The organism is Rhizobacter sp., from assembly GCF_046595475.1.
Lineage (GTDB): Bacteria > Pseudomonadota > Gammaproteobacteria > Burkholderiales > Burkholderiaceae_C > Rhizobacter.
Genome location: NZ_JBKJOQ010000114.1, coordinates 1 through 17,249, shown reverse-complemented (window position 1 = coordinate 17,249; position 17,249 = coordinate 1). Strand labels below are relative to the sequence as shown.

Here is a 17,249-nt window from a genome sequence, read left to right as displayed (position 1 = left end):
CTCAGCTTTCGCCAGCGCTGCGCCGCGCGGCGAGCACACGCTCAGCCCAGGCGGCGAACACAGCGGCCGGCAGCTTGGCCGTGCCTTCTGAGCGTGGCAGCTCGGGCACGGCGACCACACGCCTGGGCACGAAAGCGGCATCGACGCGCTGGCGCATGCCCGCAACCACACGCTTGGTGAGCTCGGCAGGTGGCACACCGGGCGCGACCACGAAGGCGATCAGGCGTGTGACGCCATCGGCCACGTCTTCGGGCGGCAGCCAGAAAGCGCCGTCGCGCACACCTTCGATGGTGTTGAGGTGAAAGTTGAGGTGGCCCAGCGAGCTGCGCTTGCCGGCGATGTTGATCAGGTCGTTGGAGCGGCCCAGCAAGCGGAAGGTGGTCGGGTTGATGACCTCGATCACGTCGGCCAGCGTGGTGGGCTGAGGCACATGGCCGCCTTGCGCCACGGTGGCATCACCGTCGCCAGTGAGGTGCAGGCCATCGAAGGTCTGCCACTCGGCGCCCTGGTGGGTGCGGCGGGTGGCGACCTGCCCGGTCTCGGTACAGCCATAGATCTCAACCAGCGGCGCGGCCAGCGCGGCCTCGGCGCGTGCGGCCAGCTGCGGCGAGAGTGGCGCGGTGGCGCACAGGGTGAGGTCGATGGCGGGCAAGTCCACACCCGAATCGAGCAGAGACTTCAGGTGGAAGGGCGTGGTCACGAGCATGCGCGGGCGCGGCGCGCGGGCCAGTGCGGCGGCAATGTCGGCGGGGTAGAACGGGCGGTCGGTGTCGATGGCCGCGCCGCCCAGCAGGGCCAGCAGCACGACCGACTCGAAGCCGTACATATGCTGCGAAGGCACGGTAGACACCAGCGTCACGCCCGCCACCGAGGGCCGCGACATGTAATGCCCCAGACGCTTCGATTCGGCCTGCGCATTCAGCACCAGATGGCCCCAGTGCTTGGCGTGTGGCACGGGTGAGCCGGTAGAGCCCGAGGTCAGCACCTGCACCACCAAGGCGTCAGCTGCGATCTGCGGGGCCGCGGCAGGGCCTGGCCCGGTCGCGACTTCGATGTGGCGGAGGGTCGGCAGGTCGGTCGTCACGATGCCGGGGTGGTCGGTCAACACGTACACCGCAGGGAACAGGCCACGCAGCCGCTCGATCATGTCGGGCGTGTGGTTGGGGGGCAGCAGGCTGCTGTGGCCGCGCAGCATGGCAGCCCCCAGGCCCACGACGAAACCGTAGCGGTCGCCGGTAAGGTTGAGCATGGCGCCGACCTCGGGCAGGCGCTGCGCGAGCTGCTGCACATCGGCCAGGTACTGCTGGCGTGAAATGGGCTGGCCTTGCCGCCACGCCAGCGGCGCGTGCAGGTCGTCGCCCCAGAGGAGAGCTGAGCGCGTCATGGAGCAGAGTGGCGTGGCAGGGGGCGCGCGGGCGGCTCGTTGCCCTGCATGTAGGCGCGCACCGCTTCGACCACGCTCGCGCGCTCGAACTCGGGGTGCAGGCGGTAGCGCATGAGGTGCTCCACGCCAAACATCAAGCCGGTGGCGATGGGGGTGACGATGTTGGCAAACACGGCCCAGGTCTCGAAGCTCGCGTATGCATACAAAAGCAACGAAACCACCACGATGCTCAAGAAGAAAACGACCCATGCCAGCGTGAGCTTGCGCGTGTAAGGCAAATGCCCTGGCGACAAGCGGCCGCGGTGCACGCGCAAGGCCACCGCGGTGATCAAGGCCGTGTGCCCGGGGCGCAGCGTGCTGCCGAAGAAGATGGCGAGGAAGAAATTGATACCGGCATGCTGGGCCAGGTAGAGCGCATGCGATGACACCTGAATGCCCCACAAGGCCAACGCACACAAGACAAGCAGGCTGAGCAAAGACACCACGCCGACCCAGCGGTGGGCGCCGCGCCAGGTGCCGAGGGCGATCAAGAGCAGCATGGGGCTCAGCACACCGACCACGTTCCAGGCCGAGGCCTCGGTTTGCGTCATCAGCCAGTGCGAGCCCGCCACGTAGGCCAGGCTGGCCAGCACGATTGCCGCGACACGGGCAGCCACACGCGCTTGCATGGCTTCAGCTGACGCGGTGGGTGGCGATGTGCTCGGTCAGGCTGGCCAGCGAGGTGAAGATCCGCACGTTGTCTTCGTCGTCGGAGCGCAGCTGAAAACCGTAGCGTTGCGAGACCACCAGTGCGACCTCGAGCACGTCGATGGAATCAAGGCCCAGGCCGTCACCATAGAGCGGGGCTTGCGGGTCGATGGCGTCGGGGGCGATTTCGAGGTTGAGTGATTCGACTAGCAGTGCGGCCACTTCGCGCTGGAGTTCGAGATGGGGAGAGGTCATGCGTGTGTGGAACCGGTGAAAGCAGGCGAGCCTTGCGGCTGGGCAGCGGGGCGTCAGTTTATCAAAGGCGTGTTACGCGCCACCCTGGGAAAGGCCAGACCGCGCCGGTGAAAAGCCAAGAGCCTCAGCGCTCGAAGGGGCGGGTCAGCGCGAAGCCGCTGCCGTCGGTGATGCCATCATCTTTCGCGCCGCTGGAGCCGCGGGCAGAGGCGTTCAGGCGGTCGATCTCGGCATAAGCAAAACGCAGCTGGCCTTCAAGCCGCGTGACTGAAGAACGCTGCTCCGTCACGAAAGCCACCTGGCGCTGCTGGGAGGAAGATTTTTCCTTCTCCAGCTCGGCTAGCAGCTTGGCGTTGGCGGCCCGCAGGTTTTGCGAAGTGGTGGCGATCTGGTCGCGGGCAGCGGCCACCAGCCGCGCGTGGCGCGCCGCAGCGCGCTTGCCCATCAGACGCCAGGCAATGGCGCCCCCGATAAGGACGCCCATCAGCCCAGCCAACAACATCGACGCCAAACCCATCATGTCCATCGCAAGCCTCGGTGTGCTGCGTGCGCCGGCCTGTATTGACACCCGCTGCACAAGAGTGAGAGGTTACTCAGCATCGGCGTACTTGTGTGCAAGACGGTTACAGGTGCCGTGACAAAGTGCACGTACCACTCACACGATTGTTGGCTCAAACCACACGCGGCTTCACCTTGGCCGCCGCGGTCTTGGCGTGGCGGCGAGCGGCTTGCACGTCGGCATCGAAGGCCAGCGCCACGCCCATGCGGCGCTTCTTGAAGCTCTCGGGCTTGCCAAACAATCGCAGCTCGGTGTTGGGCACACGCAGGGCTTCGTCCACACCATCGAAGGCGATGCCGGTGGCGTCAACCCCGCCGTAGATCACCGCGCTGGCGCCTGGGCTCTTGAGCGCGGTGTTGACCGGCAGGCCCAGGATGGCGCGGGCATGTAGCTCGAATTCGTTTTGCCACTGGGTGATCATCGTCACCATGCCGGTGTCGTGCGGGCGTGGGCTGACCTCGCTGAACCACACCTCGTCGCCCTTCACGAACAACTCCACCCCAAAGAGCCCCTGGCCGCCGAGGTTGTCGGTCACGGCCTGGGCGATGTCGCGCGAGCGCTGCAGCGCGGCGGGCGGCATGCGGTGCGGCTGCCAGCTCTCCACATAGTCGCCACTCACCTGGATGTGGCCGATGGGCTCGCAAAAGTGGGTTTCGATCTGGCCGGTGGCGCCCAGGGCGCGCACGGTGAGCAGCGTGATCTCGTAGTCGAAAGCGATGAAGCCTTCGACGATCACCCGCCCGTGGCTGACGCGGCCGCCTGCCATGGCGCAGTCCCACGCGGTCTTCACGTCGGCGGGGCCGTCGAGTCGGCTTTGGCCCTTGCCTGAGCTGCTCATGACAGGCTTGACGATGCAGGGGTAGCCGATGCCTTGCTTCTCGCCCGCGCCATCAATGGCCTGCTGCAGCTCGGCCAGGGAGTCGCAAAACACATAGGGGCTGGTTGGCAACCGGAGCGTCTCAGCCGCCAGGCGCCGAATGCCTTCGCGGTCCATGGTGAGCCGCGCCGCACGGGCGGTGGGGATCACGCGCACGGTGCCGGCGGCTTCCAGCTCTTCGAGCATGGCGGTGGCGATGGCCTCGATCTCGGGCACCACCAGATGCGGGCGCTCGGCCTCAATCAAGGCCTTGAGCTGTGCCGGGTCGCTCATGGTGATGGTGCGGGCGTGGTGCGCCACCTGCTGACCGGGGGCGTTGTCGTAGCGGTCGACCGCGATGGTCTCTACACCCAGGCGCTGCAGCGCGATCAGCACCTCTTTGCCCAGCTCGCCGCTGCCGAGCAGCATGACCTTTGTGGCCGATGGAGACAAAGGGGTTCCGAGCGTGGTCATGAGGGCGCTTCCAGAGGACAAATGGTGAAGAGAAGGAGAAGGGATGGCAGCCGGCATTCTAGAGAGGCGCAGGTCAACGAAGCTTTATCATCGCGCCCATGCAAACAGGCCCCCGTGATGTGGCGCAGACGCGTCTGGACAACGCGCTGGCCTTGTTCGACGAGTTCGTCCGTGCCACTGTCAAACACGCCGATGCCGCCACGCTGCGCGGCCTGGAAGGCCGCTTCGCCGAGCGCCTGCAGATTCAGCCCAGCTACTGGAGCCAGATCAAGGGGCGCTCACGGCAGATCGGCGAGCGGCTGGCGCGGCAGTTCGAGCAGCTGTGCCACAAACCCACTGGCTGGATGGATCAGCCGCACGACGAGGCCAGCCTCGCCGCAGCAGCGCCACCGCGCCCTGCCGACGACGACGCGGCGCGCAACGTGCCGCAAGACGACGACGAGCGCTTCATCGTCGGCCTGGTGCTCACCTATTACCGGCGACACCCTCAGCGCGCCCGCGCGCGGCTGCTCGACCTGCTGGGCGAAGTACTGTCGCCCTCACCAGCGGCGCCACCCAAGGCCGGCGCCAAAACACCCCAAGACGCCGACGACCTTTGGGTGCGCACCCAGGCCGGCGTGGCGCCGCTGAAACGCAAACGCTGATTTCTGTCGCACCCCCTAGAAAAAAGTGCGCAAGGGGTCTTGCGCAAGATAATCAAATGTTTATCATCTGCGCAAGTCGCGGATCAGAGACGTACCGCAACGACACCCCGATCGACCCACCCATTTCTCGGAGCCCCATGGCACTCACCTGTGTACTGAATTCAACGAAGCGCCGCTGCGCGCGAGCTTCGTTTGCAGTCATCGGTGCCATGGAGGCGCCGCCCGGCGCATCACCGCATTGAGTGCTCTGAACACAGAGCCTCAAACGGCCCGGGTTGCGTCACTGCCCCGGGCCGTTTTGTTTTTTGTCGCTGATTTCTTCAGCCCTCTAGGAGAACCTTCATGAAGATCACCATCACCTCTTCCAAGCCCCGCAACCCGCTGATTGCCGCCGCGCACTTTCGCCGCGCCGGCAGCCACCGCCCTCGCGGTGGCGCGCTGCGCCAGCAAGTCGGCCGCACGCTGAAGCGCGAGCTCGATCAGCTCACCCGAACCAAAGACATCCCATGAACAAAAGGCCGAGCCTCGCGAAGCGGGCGGCCCCCGAAGGACAACATCATGACCAGCCAGAGACCCCTTTCGTGGCACCCTGACACCGCCACACCTCCTTGGACCTACCCGGTGCGTCGCCTCTTGGCCGCCGGCTTGCGCGGCACCAGCAGCGCACTCGCCCAACTGGCACAGCTCTGCGCCGTGCCGCCTGTGCCCGATGCCCGTCGAGTGCCCGAAGTGTTGGAGTTTTACGCCGAAGCCGGCGCCCCGGAAGGCGCGCTGTACCTCGACGGCAAGCTCGTCGGCTACCTGCCCGGCGTGAAGCGCCTGTGATGCGCTGCGTGGGGCCGGCACCCGCCGGCCCCACGCGAAATGCGGGCACACTTCGTCGCATGCCCGCGGTGATCACCCTTGAACACGTCGAGAAGCGCTTTGCAAACGGCCTCGTGGCGTTGAGCGACACCTCGCTGCAGGTCGGCGCTGACGAGTTCGTGGCCCTGCTCGGCCCCTCGGGTTGCGGCAAGAGCACCGTGCTGCGCATGGCGGCCGGTCTTGATGCACCGAGCCACGGCCACATCAGCGCACCGGCCTTGTCGGCACAGGCCGTGGCCGACACCGCCTATGTCTTTCAAGACGCAACCCTGATGCCCTGGGCCAGCGTGTTCGACAACGTGTGGCTGCCATTGCGGCTGGCCGGCTTGTCGCGCGCGCAGGCCAGAGAACGCGTGAGCGCCGCACTGCAATCGGTTGGCCTGCAAGACTTTGCGCAGGCCTTCCCCTCAGAGCTGTCGGGCGGCATGAAGATGCGCGCCTCGATCGCCCGCGCATGGGTGACGCAGCCCCGCGTGCTGCTGATGGACGAGCCCTTTGCCGCACTCGACGAGTTCACGCGCCAAAAGCTCAACGGCGACCTGCTGAAGTGGTGGCAAGCGCAGCCGCTGGCGCTGCTGTTCGTTACGCACAGCGTGTTCGAGGCCGTGTTTCTGAGCCAGCGCGTGCTGGTGATGGGCGCACGACCGGGGCGCGTGATCGCCGAGCTGCACATAGACGAGCCCTACCCGCGCTTGGCCGCGTTTCGCACCTCTACGCGCTACGCCGAAGCCTGCGCCGAGATCACGCAGGCGCTCGATTCGGCCCAGGCCCCCGTTTGACGATGCAGCGCTACGCCCCTGCCCTCACGTTGCTGGCCCTGCTCGCCGCGTGGGAAGCGCTGGTTCGCCTGGCCCACATTCCGCACTACACCTTGCCCGCGCCCAGCCTGGTCGCGCAGACGCTGTGGCTCAACTTCGGCTCGCTGGCCGGCAGCTGGTGGTTCACGCTCAAGATCACCTTCGGCGCACTGCTGCTGGCGTGCGCCGGTGGCGTGCTGATCGCCGCCGTGTTTGCGCTGTGGCGGCCAGTCGAGGTGGCGCTGTTTCCCGTGGCGGTGATGCTGCAAGTGACGCCCATCGTGGCGGTGGCGCCGCTGATCCTGATCTACGTGGAGAGCACCACCGCGGCGCTGCTGCTGTGCGCCTGGATCGTGGCCTTCTTTCCGATTCTGTCGAACACCGTGATTGGCCTGCGCGCGGCCGAACCGCATTTGCGCGACCTCTTTCGCCTCTACCGCGCCACGCCCCTGCAGCGCCTGCGCTTGCTGCTGGTACCCAGCGCCTTGCCCTACTTCGTGGCAGGGCTCAAAATCTCCGGCGGCCTGAGCTTGATCGGCGCGGTCACAGCCGAAATGGTGGCCGGTGCCGCGGGCCGCGAAACCGGCCTCGCCTCACGCATTTTGGAGGCGAGCTTTCGCACCGAGACACCCAAAATGTTTGCCGCGCTCGTGCTGCTGGTACTGACAGGCGTGATCATCTTCTGGGGCTTCAACGCCTTGTCGCGCGCCTTGCTCGGGCGCTGGCATGCAGTGGAGTCCACCCGCATCGACTAACCCGGAGCCCATTCCCATGCTGACCAGACTCGCTCTCATCGCCCTGGCCTTCGCCGCCAGCAACACGTTCGCGCAAGACAAGGTCACCTTCGCCACCAACTGGAAGGCACAGGCCGCGCACGGCGGTTTCTACCAGGCGGTGGCCGATGGCACCTACAAGAAGTACGGCCTCGACGTCACCATTCAGCAAGGCGGCCCGCAGGTCAACAACCGCCCGCTGCTGCCGGCCGGGCGCATCGATTTTCTGATGACGGGCAACCTGCTGCACAGTTTCGACAACGTGAAGAACGGCGTGCCTACGGTGGTGGTATCGGCCATCTTCCAGAAAGACCCGCAAGCATTGATCGCCCACCCCGGCCAGGGATACGAGAGCTTCGAGGCGCTGAAGAACGCGCCCATCGCTTTGATCGCCAAAGACGGCCAGTTCAGCTGGTGGCAGTGGCTTAAGGTCACGCACGGCTTCAAAGACGAAGTGCTCAAGCCCTACAACTACAACCTCGGCCCCTTCCTGGCCAACCCCAAGGCTATCCAACAGGGCTACTCGGTGGCAGAGCCGATCTACGTGGAGAACCAGGGTAAGTTCAAGCCTGTGGTGCACCTGCTGGCTGACCATGGCTTCAGCACCTACTCCACACTGATAGAGGCGCGCGCCGACACGGTCAAGACCAAACCCGATCTGGTGCAGCGCTTTGTCGATGCTTCGGCCATCGGCTGGGTGAACTACCTCTACGGCGACCGCAAGGCTGCAGCCGCGCTGATGATGAAAGACAACCCCGAGATGACCCTCGCCGAAATGGAGGCCTCGGTCGGGTTGATGAAGCAGCAAGGCATCGTCGACTCGGGCGAAGCCCTCGCCGGTGGCATCGGCGCGATGAGCCAGGCGCGCATTCAAGACTTCTATGCGCAGATGGTGAAGGCCGGGCTGTACAAAGCCGGCGAAGTCGACCTGACGAAGGTGGCATCGCTGCAGTTCATCAACAAGAAGGTCGGGCTGGACCTGAAGGCCAAGCTGGGCGCCAAATAGCCACGACTCAAGTCGCCGCGGCCTGCTGCCGATATTCCCGGTACGACCTCTGCTTCTTGTACCTTGACCAACACGCCCACCCCCTTCACCCCGCTCACGCAGCCGCTGCGTGAGCTCTCGGCGTGGGTGGACTATTTCAGGCAAGCCGAGATCCCGGTGCTGGGCAACACGGCCGACGCACTGGAGGCCATGCGCGCCAACGAAGACGACGTCGATGCCAACCTCATCGGCGAGATGGTGGCCGATGACCCGCTGATGACACTCAAGGTGCTGGCCTACGCCGCCGCGCACCGCCCGCCGCGCCTGGTGACCGATGTGGAAACCGTCACCGCCGCCGTGGTGCTGATGGGCATTTCGCCATTCTTCGGCGCGTTCGGTGAGCAGCCCACGATTGAAGACCGGCTGGCCACGGAGCCCGAAGCCTTGCAAGGCTTGCAAGAGGTGCTGCGGCGCAGCCACCGCGCGGCGCATTTCGCGCTCGCCTTTGCCATTCACCGCATGGACCATGACGCGGCGGTGATCTATGAAGCCGCGTTGCTGCACGACTTTGCCGAAATGCTGATGTGGTGCCACGCGCCGGCGCTGTCGCTCAAGCTGCGCGCTGCCCTGAAAGACGACCCCACGCTGCGCTCGCGCGCAGCCCAACTGAGCCTGCTCAACGTCGACTTCGCCGACCTGCAGCAAACGCTGATGAAGGCTTGGGCCTTGCCCGAGCTGCTGATCCGCATCACCGATGACCGCCATGCCGAGCACCCCAGCGTGCAAAGTGTGGTGCTGGCCATACGGCTCGCGCGGCACACCGCCAACAGCTGGGACAACGCGGCCATTCCCGATGACATCGTCGAGCTGGCGCAGCTGCTCAACCTGTCGCTCGCAGCCACGATGAAGTTCGTGCGCGATCTGGACGACTGATCCCCTGATACCCCGCTAGGGGAAAGCGGTCTTGCCAAACGAGGGCAGCCCGAGGAACCTACGATCCGGGTAGATCAAACAGATCGATCAGGAGCATCACATGCAATTCATCCCTTGGGACAACCCCATGGGCACCGACGGCTTCGAGTTTGTCGAATACGCCGCACCCGACCCCGTGGCCTTGGGCCAGCTGTTCGAAACCCTGGGCTTTCGCCCCATCGCCCGGCACCGCCACAAAGACGTGACGCTGTACCGCCAAGGCGAGGTCAACTTCATCGTCAACGCCGAGCCCAATTCCTTTGCACAGCGTTTTGCGCGCCTGCACGGGCCCAGCGTCTGCGCCATGGCCTTCCGCGTGAAAGACGCGAACCTGGCGTATGCCCGTGCGCTCGAGCTGGGTGCCTGGGGTTTCGACCACCAGACCGGGCCGATGGAGCTGAACATTCCGGCCATCAAGGGCATCGGTGACTCGCTCATCTACTTCGTCGATCGCTGGCAGGGAAAAGACGGCGCCACGCCAGGCGCCATCGGCAACATCAGCATCTACGACGTCGACTTCGTGCCCATCCCCGGCGCCGTGGCCTCAGTGGCAGGCGATGGCCTGACCTACATCGACCACCTGACGCACAACGTGCACCGCGGCCGCATGAAAGAGTGGGCCGACTTCTACGAGCGCCTGTTCAACTTCAAAGAAGTGCGCTACTTCGACATCGAAGGCAAGCTCACCGGCCTGAAAAGCAAGGCCATGACCAGCCCTTGCGGCAAGATCCGAATTCCCATCAACGAGAGCTCTGACGACAAGAGCCAGATCGCCGAGTACCTCGACCTGTACCACGGCGAGGGCATCCAGCACATCGCGATGGGCACCGACGACATCTACGCCACGGTGCGCGCGATGCGAGAGCACGGCGTGGCCTTCCAGCACACCATCGACACGTATTACGACCTGATCAATCAGCGGTTGCCTGGGCACGGCGAAGACATAGCCGAACTCAAGCTGCTGCGCGTGCTGGTCGACGGCGCCACGCACCAAGGCGCGCCCAACGAACTGCTGCTGCAGATCTTCACGCAGACGGTGATCGGGCCGATCTTTTTCGAGATCATCCAGCGCAAGGGCGATCAAGGCTTTGGCGAAGGCAACTTCCGCGCGCTGTTCGAGAGCATTGAGTTGGACCAGGTGCGCCGCGGTGTGCTCATCGATGCGTCGGCTGCCTGAGCCATGGGCGTCATGGGAAGAAACGACAAGGCCGTCAACCAGGGGGTGGCGCCCGTCACCTATGGCAATGGCACACGCCCGCCGCGAGGCGACTACGCGGCGGCGCGCGCCGACTACACCTGCGACCAGCAGTGGGATCGCTACACGCCGCAAGAGCATGCGCTGTATCAGCGTCTGTACGAGCGCCAGGCCGCGCAGCTACCGGGGCTGGCCTGCGAGGAGTTCATCACTGCCGTTCAACAGCTGGGCAAGCCAGACGCGATCCCGCGCTTCGATGCGCTGTCGGAGCGGCTGCAACGCGCCACCGGCTGGGAGGTGGCCGCCGTACCAGGCCTCATCCCTGAAGAAGCGTTCTTCGGCCTGCTGGCGCAGCGCCGCTTCCCCGTCACCGGCTGGATACGGCGGCCCGAAGAGTTCGACTACGTGGTTGAGCCTGATGTCTTTCACGACCTCTTCGGCCATGTGCCTTTGCTCTTCAATCCGATGTTTGCCGACTACATGCAGGCCTACGGTGCTGGCGGCCTGAAGGCGAGCCGGCTGCAGGCCTGCGAACAACTGGCGCGGCTGTATTGGTACACGGTGGAGTTCGGGTTGATCGCCACGCCGGCAGGCCTGCGGGCATATGGCGCGGGCATCCTGTCGTCAACCGGCGAGCTGCGCCACAGCGTGCTGAGCCCCGCGCCGCAGCGCCTGGGCTTCGACGTGGAGCGCATCATGCGCACACACTACCGCATCGACAACTTTCAGGGCACCTACTTCGTGATCAAAGGCTTCGAGCAGCTGTTTGAAGCCACGGCCCCCGATTTCACGCCGCTGTACGAGCGGGTGGCCCAGCAGGGTGAATTGAGCGCCGACGCGCGCCTGCCCAGTGACACCGTGTACTGAGCCTGGGCCCGTTTGTTTGCCGCTGAACTACCCAGCCAACACAGCAGGTTCCACTGACAAGGCGGGCGTGACCCAAGCCAATACCTCGCTCAACACCTCAGGTTGATCGAGCAGCTGCACATGGGCTGAGCCCGCCACGTGGCGGTTGTCGGCGCCCGGCAGGGTGGCGGTCGACGGCGGGAAGACGATGTTGTCGCAGTGGCTGTAGAAGCAGGTGAAGCGCTCGAAATGCTCAGCCGCTTCACGCGCCTCGAGCGCACGCTGCCAGGCGGTGCCCAAGGCCATTTCGCGGGCGTTGGATGTCATGCCGAAGCGCGCCAGCCACGTGCCCCGATGCGGGCTGCCGATGGTGACGATGCGGTGCACGCGCGCATTTCCGTTGAACGCGGCAAGCCAGGCGCGAATGGCGAGCCCGCCCATGCTGTGCCCCACGATCACCGGCGGCAAACCGGTGTCGCGCTCCAGGCGCTGCACAGCTTGCTCGATGATGGCGGCGTAGTCGCTGATGGTGCCGAACACCGGCTCCAGGTTTACCGCCACAAACGGTATGCCCTGCTCACGCAGGTGCGGCAACCAGCGGTTCCAGAGCCCGCGATTGCAAACGAAACCATGCACCAGCACCAAGCCCCGTCGCTTGGCCTCGGCGGGCAAGAAGTCGGGCTCCTTGCGGGAGCGAAAGGGCTGCTGCCAGCAGAAAACGCGAGGTGCCGTGAGCACCTCACCGACCCAGGCCTTGAACAACTGAGCCGCACTTGCCTTGGGCGCTGGGTCGTCGCCGTGAACGAACCACAGCATCACGAACTCGACCGCCAGGAAGATTGCATAGCCGAAGACGACCAACACGGCGCCGCCGAAGGCCCAGCCGGGCTGGCCTGCGTTCCAGAACCAAGCGGCCCATAGCGCGGCCAAGGTGAGAAGTGAAAGGGTCGTGAATTGCTGGAGCCGCGCAAGCATGCGGTGATCCTAGGGCATCAAGTGAACCTCGCGCCCGCTGAGGCGCTTGGCCAAGCCGGTCGCGAGCTTGTTGGCAAAGCCGTAGACCGAAAGCTGCGGGTTGGCGCCGATGCTCGTGGGGAAGATCGACCCGTCGTGCACCGACAGGTTGCTCACCTGCCAGTGGGTGCCATCGGGTTGCACCACACCCCGCTGCTCGCTCATGCCCATGGCGCAACCACCCATCACATGCGCGCTCACCACGCGGGTGAGCAGGGGCTTCATCGGAAAGGCCTTGATGGCCTCGCGCGCCTGCGCCCAGCTGCTGTACTCGCCGCCCATCTCGTGCACAGGCACAACAGCGCGCGCGCCCGCGGCGAACTGGATCTCGGCCATGCTGAGAAAGGCACGGCGGGCGCCTTCCATCACGAAGTCATTGAGGGGGTAGTCGAGCACCGGCGAGCCATCGCCATTGAGCTTCACCTGGCCGCCAATCGATTGCGGGTGAAAGCCGTCGCGCATCAGCGCCAACAGGCTGTGCATGTGCGGGAACTGCCGCAGCGAGCTGGCCTGCGCCTGGCCGTAGCCGGCCAAGGTGCTGGAGAAGATCAGCGGGTGCATGGGCGGCGCTTCGAGCTTGTAGCCGATGGGGCCGTCGATGGGGTGCGTTTGCAAGAAGTGATCGCTGTAGAGCGTTTGCGGCGCGCCGTCCCAGGCCTCGACCTTTTGCTCGAAGGTGGCTGCCGAAATCACCACAGGGTGCAGGAAGGTGCGCGCACCCAGCAGGCCATGCGGGTCGGGCACATCAGAGCGTTTAAGCAGTGCAGGGGAGTTGATGGCACCGCCTGCCACCACGTAGTGCTTGGCAACGATTCGTGTAGGCCTGCTACCGGCCACCACGCTGCCATTGCTGGTGACGGGCACACACACCAGGGCGCTCACCGTTTGCTGTGTCAGCTCGAACATGTGCGCCCGCGTCTGCACCAGCAGCGTGGCACCGCGGTCGAGGGCGGCAGGGATCGTCGTCACAAGCATCGACTGCTTGGCATTGGTGGGGCAGCCCATGCCGCAGGAGCCCAGGTTCCAGCAGCCCTTCACATTGCGCTGAATTCCGGCCGCGGGAATGCCGAGACGCGCAGCGCCGGTGCGCAGCAGTTCATTGTTTTGATTGGGCTCGGCGAGCCAGGGCCCGATGTTCAAGCGGCGCTCGGCTTGCTCGAACCAAGGGGCCATCGCCGCTTCGGTCAAACTGGATAGGCCAAAGTGCTTCTGCCAGTGTTGCAGCGTGCTCGGTGGCGTGCGAAAGGAGCTCGTCCAGTTGACCGTGGTGGAGCCGCCCACGCAGCGGCCTTGCAGGATGTTGATCGCCTTATCAGCTGTCTTGCGGGCCGCGCTTTCCTGATAGAGATCGGGATAAGCCTCGCTTTCGCGTTGGCGGAAATCACTGCTGCTCTTGAGCGGGCCTTCTTCCACCAGCACCACGCTCAGCCCGGCTTGGGTTAACAGCTCGGCGGTGATGCCTGCCCCTGCGCCAGTGCCGACGATCACCACATCGCAGCTCAGCTGTGCGGGCAATACAGGGTGCGTGCCTCCGAACACTCGCCACCCACGGTTCAAGCCTTCGCGTATCGGGTCTGGCATCTGGTTCACTGGACTACCTTCGTGCTGCGCAATCCGGTGTTCGCTATTGGGGCGGGCCGGCGCGCTCATGCGCTTCCAATCGCCCGCGGGCCGGGGTAGCCGAGCAGGCTCCAAGCCAGCGGGTCAGCATAGTAGGCGGCATTCGTCAGGTCGCGTAGCGCGTGATAGGCCTGCTGCCGCAGCGCAAGCGATGAGGTACGCATGCTTTGCAGTGCGACTTGCAGCTGAGGCACTGTGGCGTCTGACCACGGCGCGGAGAGCCCGGCGAATGCCACACGTCCTGGAGCGGCGGCGAGGATGGCCAGCAGCTGCGACAGCTCGGTCTGGACAGAAGTGGGAAACGCTGCGAGCGCATCGTCCAGACGCTGCAGGTGGGCTTGCAGTGCCACCGCGCGTTGAGCGGGCTCGTCCGGCAAGCTGCCGTCGAGCACCGCGCGCGCTGCCGCTTCAAACACCTCACGACCTGCCGGGCTCAAGCGCCCTTGCGCCAGGCCCGGTTGGAACAATGCCAGACCGCCGCCCGCCAAAGCCAGCACCGCGGCGGCACCCACACCCAATTTGAGAAAGCGTCGTCGTTGCATGCTCGCGTGCACAGTGAAACGCGCCGAGTGTTGCATCATTCGCCGAGTCGTCCGTAGAGTTGAGCGACTAACTCGCCCCATGAGAAACCCGCGCCGATCACATGCCAGCCTCTGCTGAATCTATCCTGAGTCACCTTGCCGTTGTCGCTCAGGAGCGCGATGCTCGCGCAGCCTCTTCGATGCTGCTGGAGCAGGTGTTGGCCATCAAGGCCTATCAACAGCAACGCTTTTCGCACACTTACGCCGACCTGTTGGCAACGACGCGCTATGGCGGTGCTTCGCGATTTTTCCTGGAAGAGCTGTACGGGCCGGGAGACTTCAGCCAACGCGACGCACAGTTTGCGCGCGTGGTGCCAGCGCTGGTGCGTTTGTTTCCACGTGACGTGGTGGAGACGGTGAACACGCTCGCCCAACTGCATGCCTTGTCTGAAACGCTGGACAGCGAGATGGCACGCCACTTGGCGCAAGGGCCGGTTCGGGCCGATTCGTATCTAGACGCGTGGCAGGCCGCAGGACTTGCAGCCAGTCGCGAGAACCAGATCGCGCTGACCTTGGCCGTGGGCCAGTCGCTCGACGAGCTCACCCGCAAGCCGCTGCTCAGGCACACCTTGCGCATGATGCGCGGGCCGGCGCGTGCTGCAGGGCTGGCCGACCTGCAGCAGTTTCTTGAGAGCGGCTTCGACACTTTCCAGGCGATGCGGGGAGCGAAAGAGTTCTTGGCCCTGGTGAGTGCGCGCGAGCACCTGCTGGCTGCGGCGCTGTTCGACCCCGTGGCCGCGCGCAAAGGCGAGGCCCGCACGCGCGCGCTAGGACAATTACCGTAGCAGCGGCAGGCCAGCGCTGAGATCATCCGCCGTCAGAACCACGTCGGAGATTCCCCGCACCATGCAAAAACCCTGGTTGAAGAGCTACCCCCCTGGCGTCCCGGCCGAAGTGAACACCTCGCAGTACACCTCGCTTGTGGAACTGCTAGAGGAGTCCTATTCCAAGTACGCCCAGCGTGATGCGGCCATCTGCATGGGGAGCACGCTGAAGTTTCGCGACATCGACCGCATGTCGACCTCACTCGCCGCTTGGCTTCAGGCCAAGGGTCTGCAGCCAGGTGCTCGGGTGGCCATCATGATGCCCAACGTGCTGCAGTACATGCCGGCCATCGCAGCCATCTTGCGTGGCGGCTACATCGTGGTGAACGTCAACCCGCTGTACACCGCCCGCGAGCTTGAGCACCAGCTGAAGGATTCGGGAGCTGAGGCGATTTTCATTCTGGAGAATTTCGCGAAGACACTCGAGCACGTCATCAACGCAACGAATGTGCGTCACGTGGTCCTGGCATCCATGGGCGACTTGCTGGGCGCCGCAAAGGGCCAGATGGTGAACTTAGTGGTACGCAACGTCCGCAAGCTCGTGCCGGAGTTTCGCCTGCCACTGGATTCCGGGCGGACTGTGACAAAGTTCAACAGCGCCGTGTCCGAGGGCTCGCGAACAACGTTGCAACGCCCGAAGCTTGGGCCGGAGAGCGTGGCCTTTCTTCAGTACACCGGCGGTACCACAGGGGTCTCAAAGGGCGCGACCTTGTTGCATCGGAATGTGGTGGCCAACATCATTCAGTCCGAAGCCTGGTTCATGCCCAAGCTTGAACAGGTTGGCGATCGACAGCTGGTTGTCGTGTGCGCACTCCCGCTGTATCACATCTTCGCGCTGACCGCGTGCTACATGCTTGGCGCCCGGCTTGGTGTGTTGAATCTGCTGATTCCGAACCCAAGAGATATTCCCGGTTTCATCAAGATTTTACGAGGGCGCAAGATCAACATGTTCCCTGCGGTGAACACCTTGTTCAACGCGTTGGCCAATCACCCCGATTTCACAAGTTTGGACTTCTCTGAACTCGCGATTTCAAACGGCGGCGGCATGGCGGTGCAGCAGGCCACCGCCGAGAAATGGTTGAAGATCACGGGCTGCCCTGTGGTGGAGGGTTACGGCTTGTCGGAAACGTCTCCTGTAGCGACCATCAATCGCTTCGATATCGAAAGCTTCACTGGCACGATCGGCCTCCCCGTTCCCTCGACAGACATCGCGATACGCGACGACGAAGGTATCGACGTGGCGGCAGGCACGGCTGGTGAAATCTGCATCCGAGGCCCGCAGGTGATGGCTGGCTATTGGAACAGGCCAGACGAAACAGCCAAGGTCATGACCAGCGACGGGTTCTTTAAGTCAGGCGACATAGGCGTGATGGACGAGCAAGGCTACGTCAAAATCGTCGACCGCAAGAAGGACATGATTCTTGTCTCTGGTTTCAACGTCTATCCAAACGAGATCGAACAAGTCGTCGGCATGCACCCTGGTGTTTTGGAGTGCGCGGCAATTGGTATCCCAGACGAGCGCTCGGGAGAAGTCGTTAAACTTTTCGTTGTCCGAAACGACCCGACACTGAACGAGGAAAGCTTAGTCGCTTATTGCACGGAGAACTTCACGGCCTACAAGCGACCAAAGGCCATCGAGTTCCGCGAAGAACTGCCCAAGTCAAATGTAGGCAAAATTCTTCGAAGAGAGCTCCGAGGGAGTTAATACCCTGCGCGACATTGAAAACCGATGTCGTCTCACCTCGTTTGAATCAGAACGCAAAAAACCCCCGACACTTTCGTGACGGGGGTTTCTCTAATAATAGCCTGACAATGTCCTACTTTCACACGGGAACCCGCACTATCATCGGCGCTGAGGCGTTTCACTGTCCTGTTCGGGATGGGAAGGAGTGGGACCACCTCGCTATGGTCATCAGGCT

At 64.3% G+C, this 17,249-nt stretch carries 19 protein-coding genes and 1 rRNA gene; 11 read left to right on the top strand and 9 right to left on the bottom strand.

Features of this window, described 5'->3' with window-relative positions; all coding sequences use genetic code 11:
* Nucleotide 1: 1 nt before the first annotated feature.
* The 5 genes from AC30QB_RS20910 to purT form a co-directional block, all read right to left on the bottom strand.
* Nucleotides 2-1,384, bottom strand: coding sequence for an AMP-binding protein (locus AC30QB_RS20910; protein ID WP_489548202.1), 1,383 nt, complete (start codon nt 1,382-1,384; stop codon nt 2-4).
* Complete coding sequence (locus tag AC30QB_RS20905; protein WP_489548201.1) at nt 1,381-2,052, bottom strand: COG4648 family protein; 672 nt, start codon at nt 2,050-2,052, stop codon at nt 1,381-1,383. The genes AC30QB_RS20910 and AC30QB_RS20905 overlap by 4 nt, the downstream gene beginning before the upstream one ends.
* 4 nt (nt 2,053-2,056) lie before the next feature.
* A complete protein-coding gene (locus AC30QB_RS20900) occupies nt 2,057-2,326 on the bottom strand; it encodes a phosphopantetheine-binding protein (RefSeq protein WP_489548200.1) in 270 nt (89 codons plus the stop codon).
* 124 nt (nt 2,327-2,450) lie between these two features.
* Entirely contained in the window at nt 2,451-2,852 is a 402-nt protein-coding gene (locus tag AC30QB_RS20895) for a hypothetical protein (RefSeq protein ID WP_489548199.1), read from the bottom strand.
* 145 nt (nt 2,853-2,997) lie between these two features.
* Nucleotides 2,998-4,215 (bottom strand): formate-dependent phosphoribosylglycinamide formyltransferase, encoded by a 1,218-nt coding sequence (gene purT / locus AC30QB_RS20890; RefSeq protein WP_489548198.1) that lies wholly within the window; start codon nt 4,213-4,215, stop codon nt 2,998-3,000.
* Between the two features lie 98 nt (nt 4,216-4,313).
* On the opposite strand from purT, the gene AC30QB_RS20885 reads away from it, so the two are divergent.
* From AC30QB_RS20885 to phhA, 9 genes are all read left to right on the top strand, one after another.
* Nucleotides 4,314-4,859 carry a hypothetical protein gene (locus tag AC30QB_RS20885; RefSeq protein ID WP_489548197.1) on the top strand — a complete coding sequence of 182 codons (546 nt, stop codon included), beginning with the start codon at nt 4,314-4,316 and terminating at the stop codon, nt 4,857-4,859.
* Nucleotides 4,860-5,201: 342 nt separating this feature from the next.
* Complete coding sequence (locus AC30QB_RS20880; RefSeq protein ID WP_489548196.1) at nt 5,202-5,369, top strand: hypothetical protein; 168 nt, start codon at nt 5,202-5,204, stop codon at nt 5,367-5,369.
* Between the two features lie 48 nt (nt 5,370-5,417).
* Nucleotides 5,418-5,684 (top strand): hypothetical protein, encoded by a 267-nt coding sequence (locus AC30QB_RS20875; RefSeq protein WP_489548195.1) that lies wholly within the window; start codon nt 5,418-5,420, stop codon nt 5,682-5,684.
* A 59-nt stretch (nt 5,685-5,743) separates the two neighbouring features.
* Nucleotides 5,744-6,502, top strand: coding sequence for an ABC transporter ATP-binding protein (locus tag AC30QB_RS20870; protein ID WP_489548194.1), 759 nt, complete (start codon nt 5,744-5,746; stop codon nt 6,500-6,502).
* A gap of 2 nt (nt 6,503-6,504) precedes the next feature.
* On the top strand, nt 6,505-7,275 hold the full coding sequence (locus tag AC30QB_RS20865; protein ID WP_489548193.1) for an ABC transporter permease: 771 nt from the start codon (nt 6,505-6,507) through the stop codon (nt 7,273-7,275).
* Between the two features lie 16 nt (nt 7,276-7,291).
* Nucleotides 7,292-8,299, top strand: coding sequence for an ABC transporter substrate-binding protein (locus AC30QB_RS20860; protein ID WP_489548192.1), 1,008 nt, complete (start codon nt 7,292-7,294; stop codon nt 8,297-8,299).
* Between the two features lie 63 nt (nt 8,300-8,362).
* Nucleotides 8,363-9,211, top strand: coding sequence for an HDOD domain-containing protein (locus AC30QB_RS20855; RefSeq protein WP_489548191.1), 849 nt, complete (start codon nt 8,363-8,365; stop codon nt 9,209-9,211).
* A 100-nt stretch (nt 9,212-9,311) separates the two neighbouring features.
* Nucleotides 9,312-10,427, top strand: a complete 1,116-nt coding sequence (hppD, locus tag AC30QB_RS20850) for a 4-hydroxyphenylpyruvate dioxygenase (protein ID WP_489548190.1) — start codon at nt 9,312-9,314, stop codon at nt 10,425-10,427.
* A gap of 12 nt (nt 10,428-10,439) precedes the next feature.
* Nucleotides 10,440-11,312 carry a phenylalanine 4-monooxygenase gene (gene phhA, locus AC30QB_RS20845; protein ID WP_489548189.1) on the top strand — a complete coding sequence of 291 codons (873 nt, stop codon included), beginning with the start codon at nt 10,440-10,442 and terminating at the stop codon, nt 11,310-11,312.
* 27 nt (nt 11,313-11,339) lie between these two features.
* On the opposite strand, the gene AC30QB_RS20840 is transcribed toward phhA, so the two are convergent.
* The 3 genes from AC30QB_RS20840 to AC30QB_RS20830 form a co-directional block, all read right to left on the bottom strand.
* Complete coding sequence (locus AC30QB_RS20840; protein ID WP_489548188.1) at nt 11,340-12,221, bottom strand: esterase/lipase family protein; 882 nt, start codon at nt 12,219-12,221, stop codon at nt 11,340-11,342.
* Nucleotides 12,222-12,275: 54 nt separating this feature from the next.
* On the bottom strand, nt 12,276-13,886 hold the full coding sequence (locus AC30QB_RS20835; RefSeq protein ID WP_489548233.1) for a GMC family oxidoreductase N-terminal domain-containing protein: 1,611 nt from the start codon (nt 13,884-13,886) through the stop codon (nt 12,276-12,278).
* Nucleotides 13,887-13,951: 65 nt separating this feature from the next.
* Nucleotides 13,952-14,467, bottom strand: coding sequence for a hypothetical protein (locus AC30QB_RS20830; protein WP_489548187.1), 516 nt, complete (start codon nt 14,465-14,467; stop codon nt 13,952-13,954).
* Between the two features lie 101 nt (nt 14,468-14,568).
* On the opposite strand from AC30QB_RS20830, the gene AC30QB_RS20825 reads away from it, so the two are divergent.
* Together AC30QB_RS20825 and AC30QB_RS20820 are read left to right on the top strand one after the other, a co-directional pair.
* Nucleotides 14,569-15,291: a DUF8198 family protein gene (locus tag AC30QB_RS20825; protein ID WP_489548186.1), complete on the top strand. Its 723-nt coding sequence runs from the start codon at nt 14,569-14,571 to the stop codon at nt 15,289-15,291.
* A gap of 61 nt (nt 15,292-15,352) precedes the next feature.
* A complete protein-coding gene (locus AC30QB_RS20820) occupies nt 15,353-17,035 on the top strand; it encodes a long-chain-fatty-acid--CoA ligase (protein ID WP_489548185.1) in 1,683 nt (560 codons plus the stop codon).
* 99 nt (nt 17,036-17,134) lie between these two features.
* On the opposite strand, the gene rrf is transcribed toward AC30QB_RS20820, so the two are convergent.
* Nucleotides 17,135-17,247, bottom strand: a 5S ribosomal RNA gene (gene rrf, locus AC30QB_RS20815).
* Nucleotides 17,248-17,249 lie beyond the last annotated feature (2 nt).

Excerpts from the sequence above, each read along its gene's own strand:
- AC30QB_RS20905 (WP_489548201.1), bottom strand. The coding sequence starts at position 2,052 with ATGCAAGCGCGTGTGGCTGCCCGTGTCGCGGCAATCGTGCTGGCCAGC.
- AC30QB_RS20870 (WP_489548194.1), top strand. The coding sequence starts at position 5,744 with ATGCCCGCGGTGATCACCCTTGAACACGTCGAGAAGCGCTTTGCAAAC.
- AC30QB_RS20885 (WP_489548197.1), top strand. The coding sequence starts at position 4,314 with ATGCAAACAGGCCCCCGTGATGTGGCGCAGACGCGTCTGGACAACGCG.
- hppD (WP_489548190.1), top strand. The coding sequence starts at position 9,312 with ATGCAATTCATCCCTTGGGACAACCCCATGGGCACCGACGGCTTCGAG.
- AC30QB_RS20835 (WP_489548233.1), bottom strand. The coding sequence starts at position 13,886 with ATGCCAGACCCGATACGCGAAGGCTTGAACCGTGGGTGGCGAGTGTTC.
- AC30QB_RS20910 (WP_489548202.1), bottom strand. The coding sequence starts at position 1,384 with ATGACGCGCTCAGCTCTCCTCTGGGGCGACGACCTGCACGCGCCGCTG.
- AC30QB_RS20895 (WP_489548199.1), bottom strand. The coding sequence starts at position 2,852 with ATGGACATGATGGGTTTGGCGTCGATGTTGTTGGCTGGGCTGATGGGC.
- AC30QB_RS20830 (WP_489548187.1), bottom strand. The coding sequence starts at position 14,467 with ATGCAACGACGACGCTTTCTCAAATTGGGTGTGGGTGCCGCCGCGGTG.
- AC30QB_RS20825 (WP_489548186.1), top strand. The coding sequence starts at position 14,569 with ATGCCAGCCTCTGCTGAATCTATCCTGAGTCACCTTGCCGTTGTCGCT.
- AC30QB_RS20860 (WP_489548192.1), top strand. The coding sequence starts at position 7,292 with ATGCTGACCAGACTCGCTCTCATCGCCCTGGCCTTCGCCGCCAGCAAC.
- AC30QB_RS20900 (WP_489548200.1), bottom strand. The coding sequence starts at position 2,326 with ATGACCTCTCCCCATCTCGAACTCCAGCGCGAAGTGGCCGCACTGCTA.
- AC30QB_RS20875 (WP_489548195.1), top strand. The coding sequence starts at position 5,418 with ATGACCAGCCAGAGACCCCTTTCGTGGCACCCTGACACCGCCACACCT.
- AC30QB_RS20880 (WP_489548196.1), top strand. The coding sequence starts at position 5,202 with ATGAAGATCACCATCACCTCTTCCAAGCCCCGCAACCCGCTGATTGCC.
- AC30QB_RS20865 (WP_489548193.1), top strand. The coding sequence starts at position 6,505 with ATGCAGCGCTACGCCCCTGCCCTCACGTTGCTGGCCCTGCTCGCCGCG.
- purT (WP_489548198.1), bottom strand. The coding sequence starts at position 4,215 with ATGACCACGCTCGGAACCCCTTTGTCTCCATCGGCCACAAAGGTCATG.
- phhA (WP_489548189.1), top strand. The coding sequence starts at position 10,440 with ATGGGAAGAAACGACAAGGCCGTCAACCAGGGGGTGGCGCCCGTCACC.
- AC30QB_RS20820 (WP_489548185.1), top strand. The coding sequence starts at position 15,353 with ATGCAAAAACCCTGGTTGAAGAGCTACCCCCCTGGCGTCCCGGCCGAA.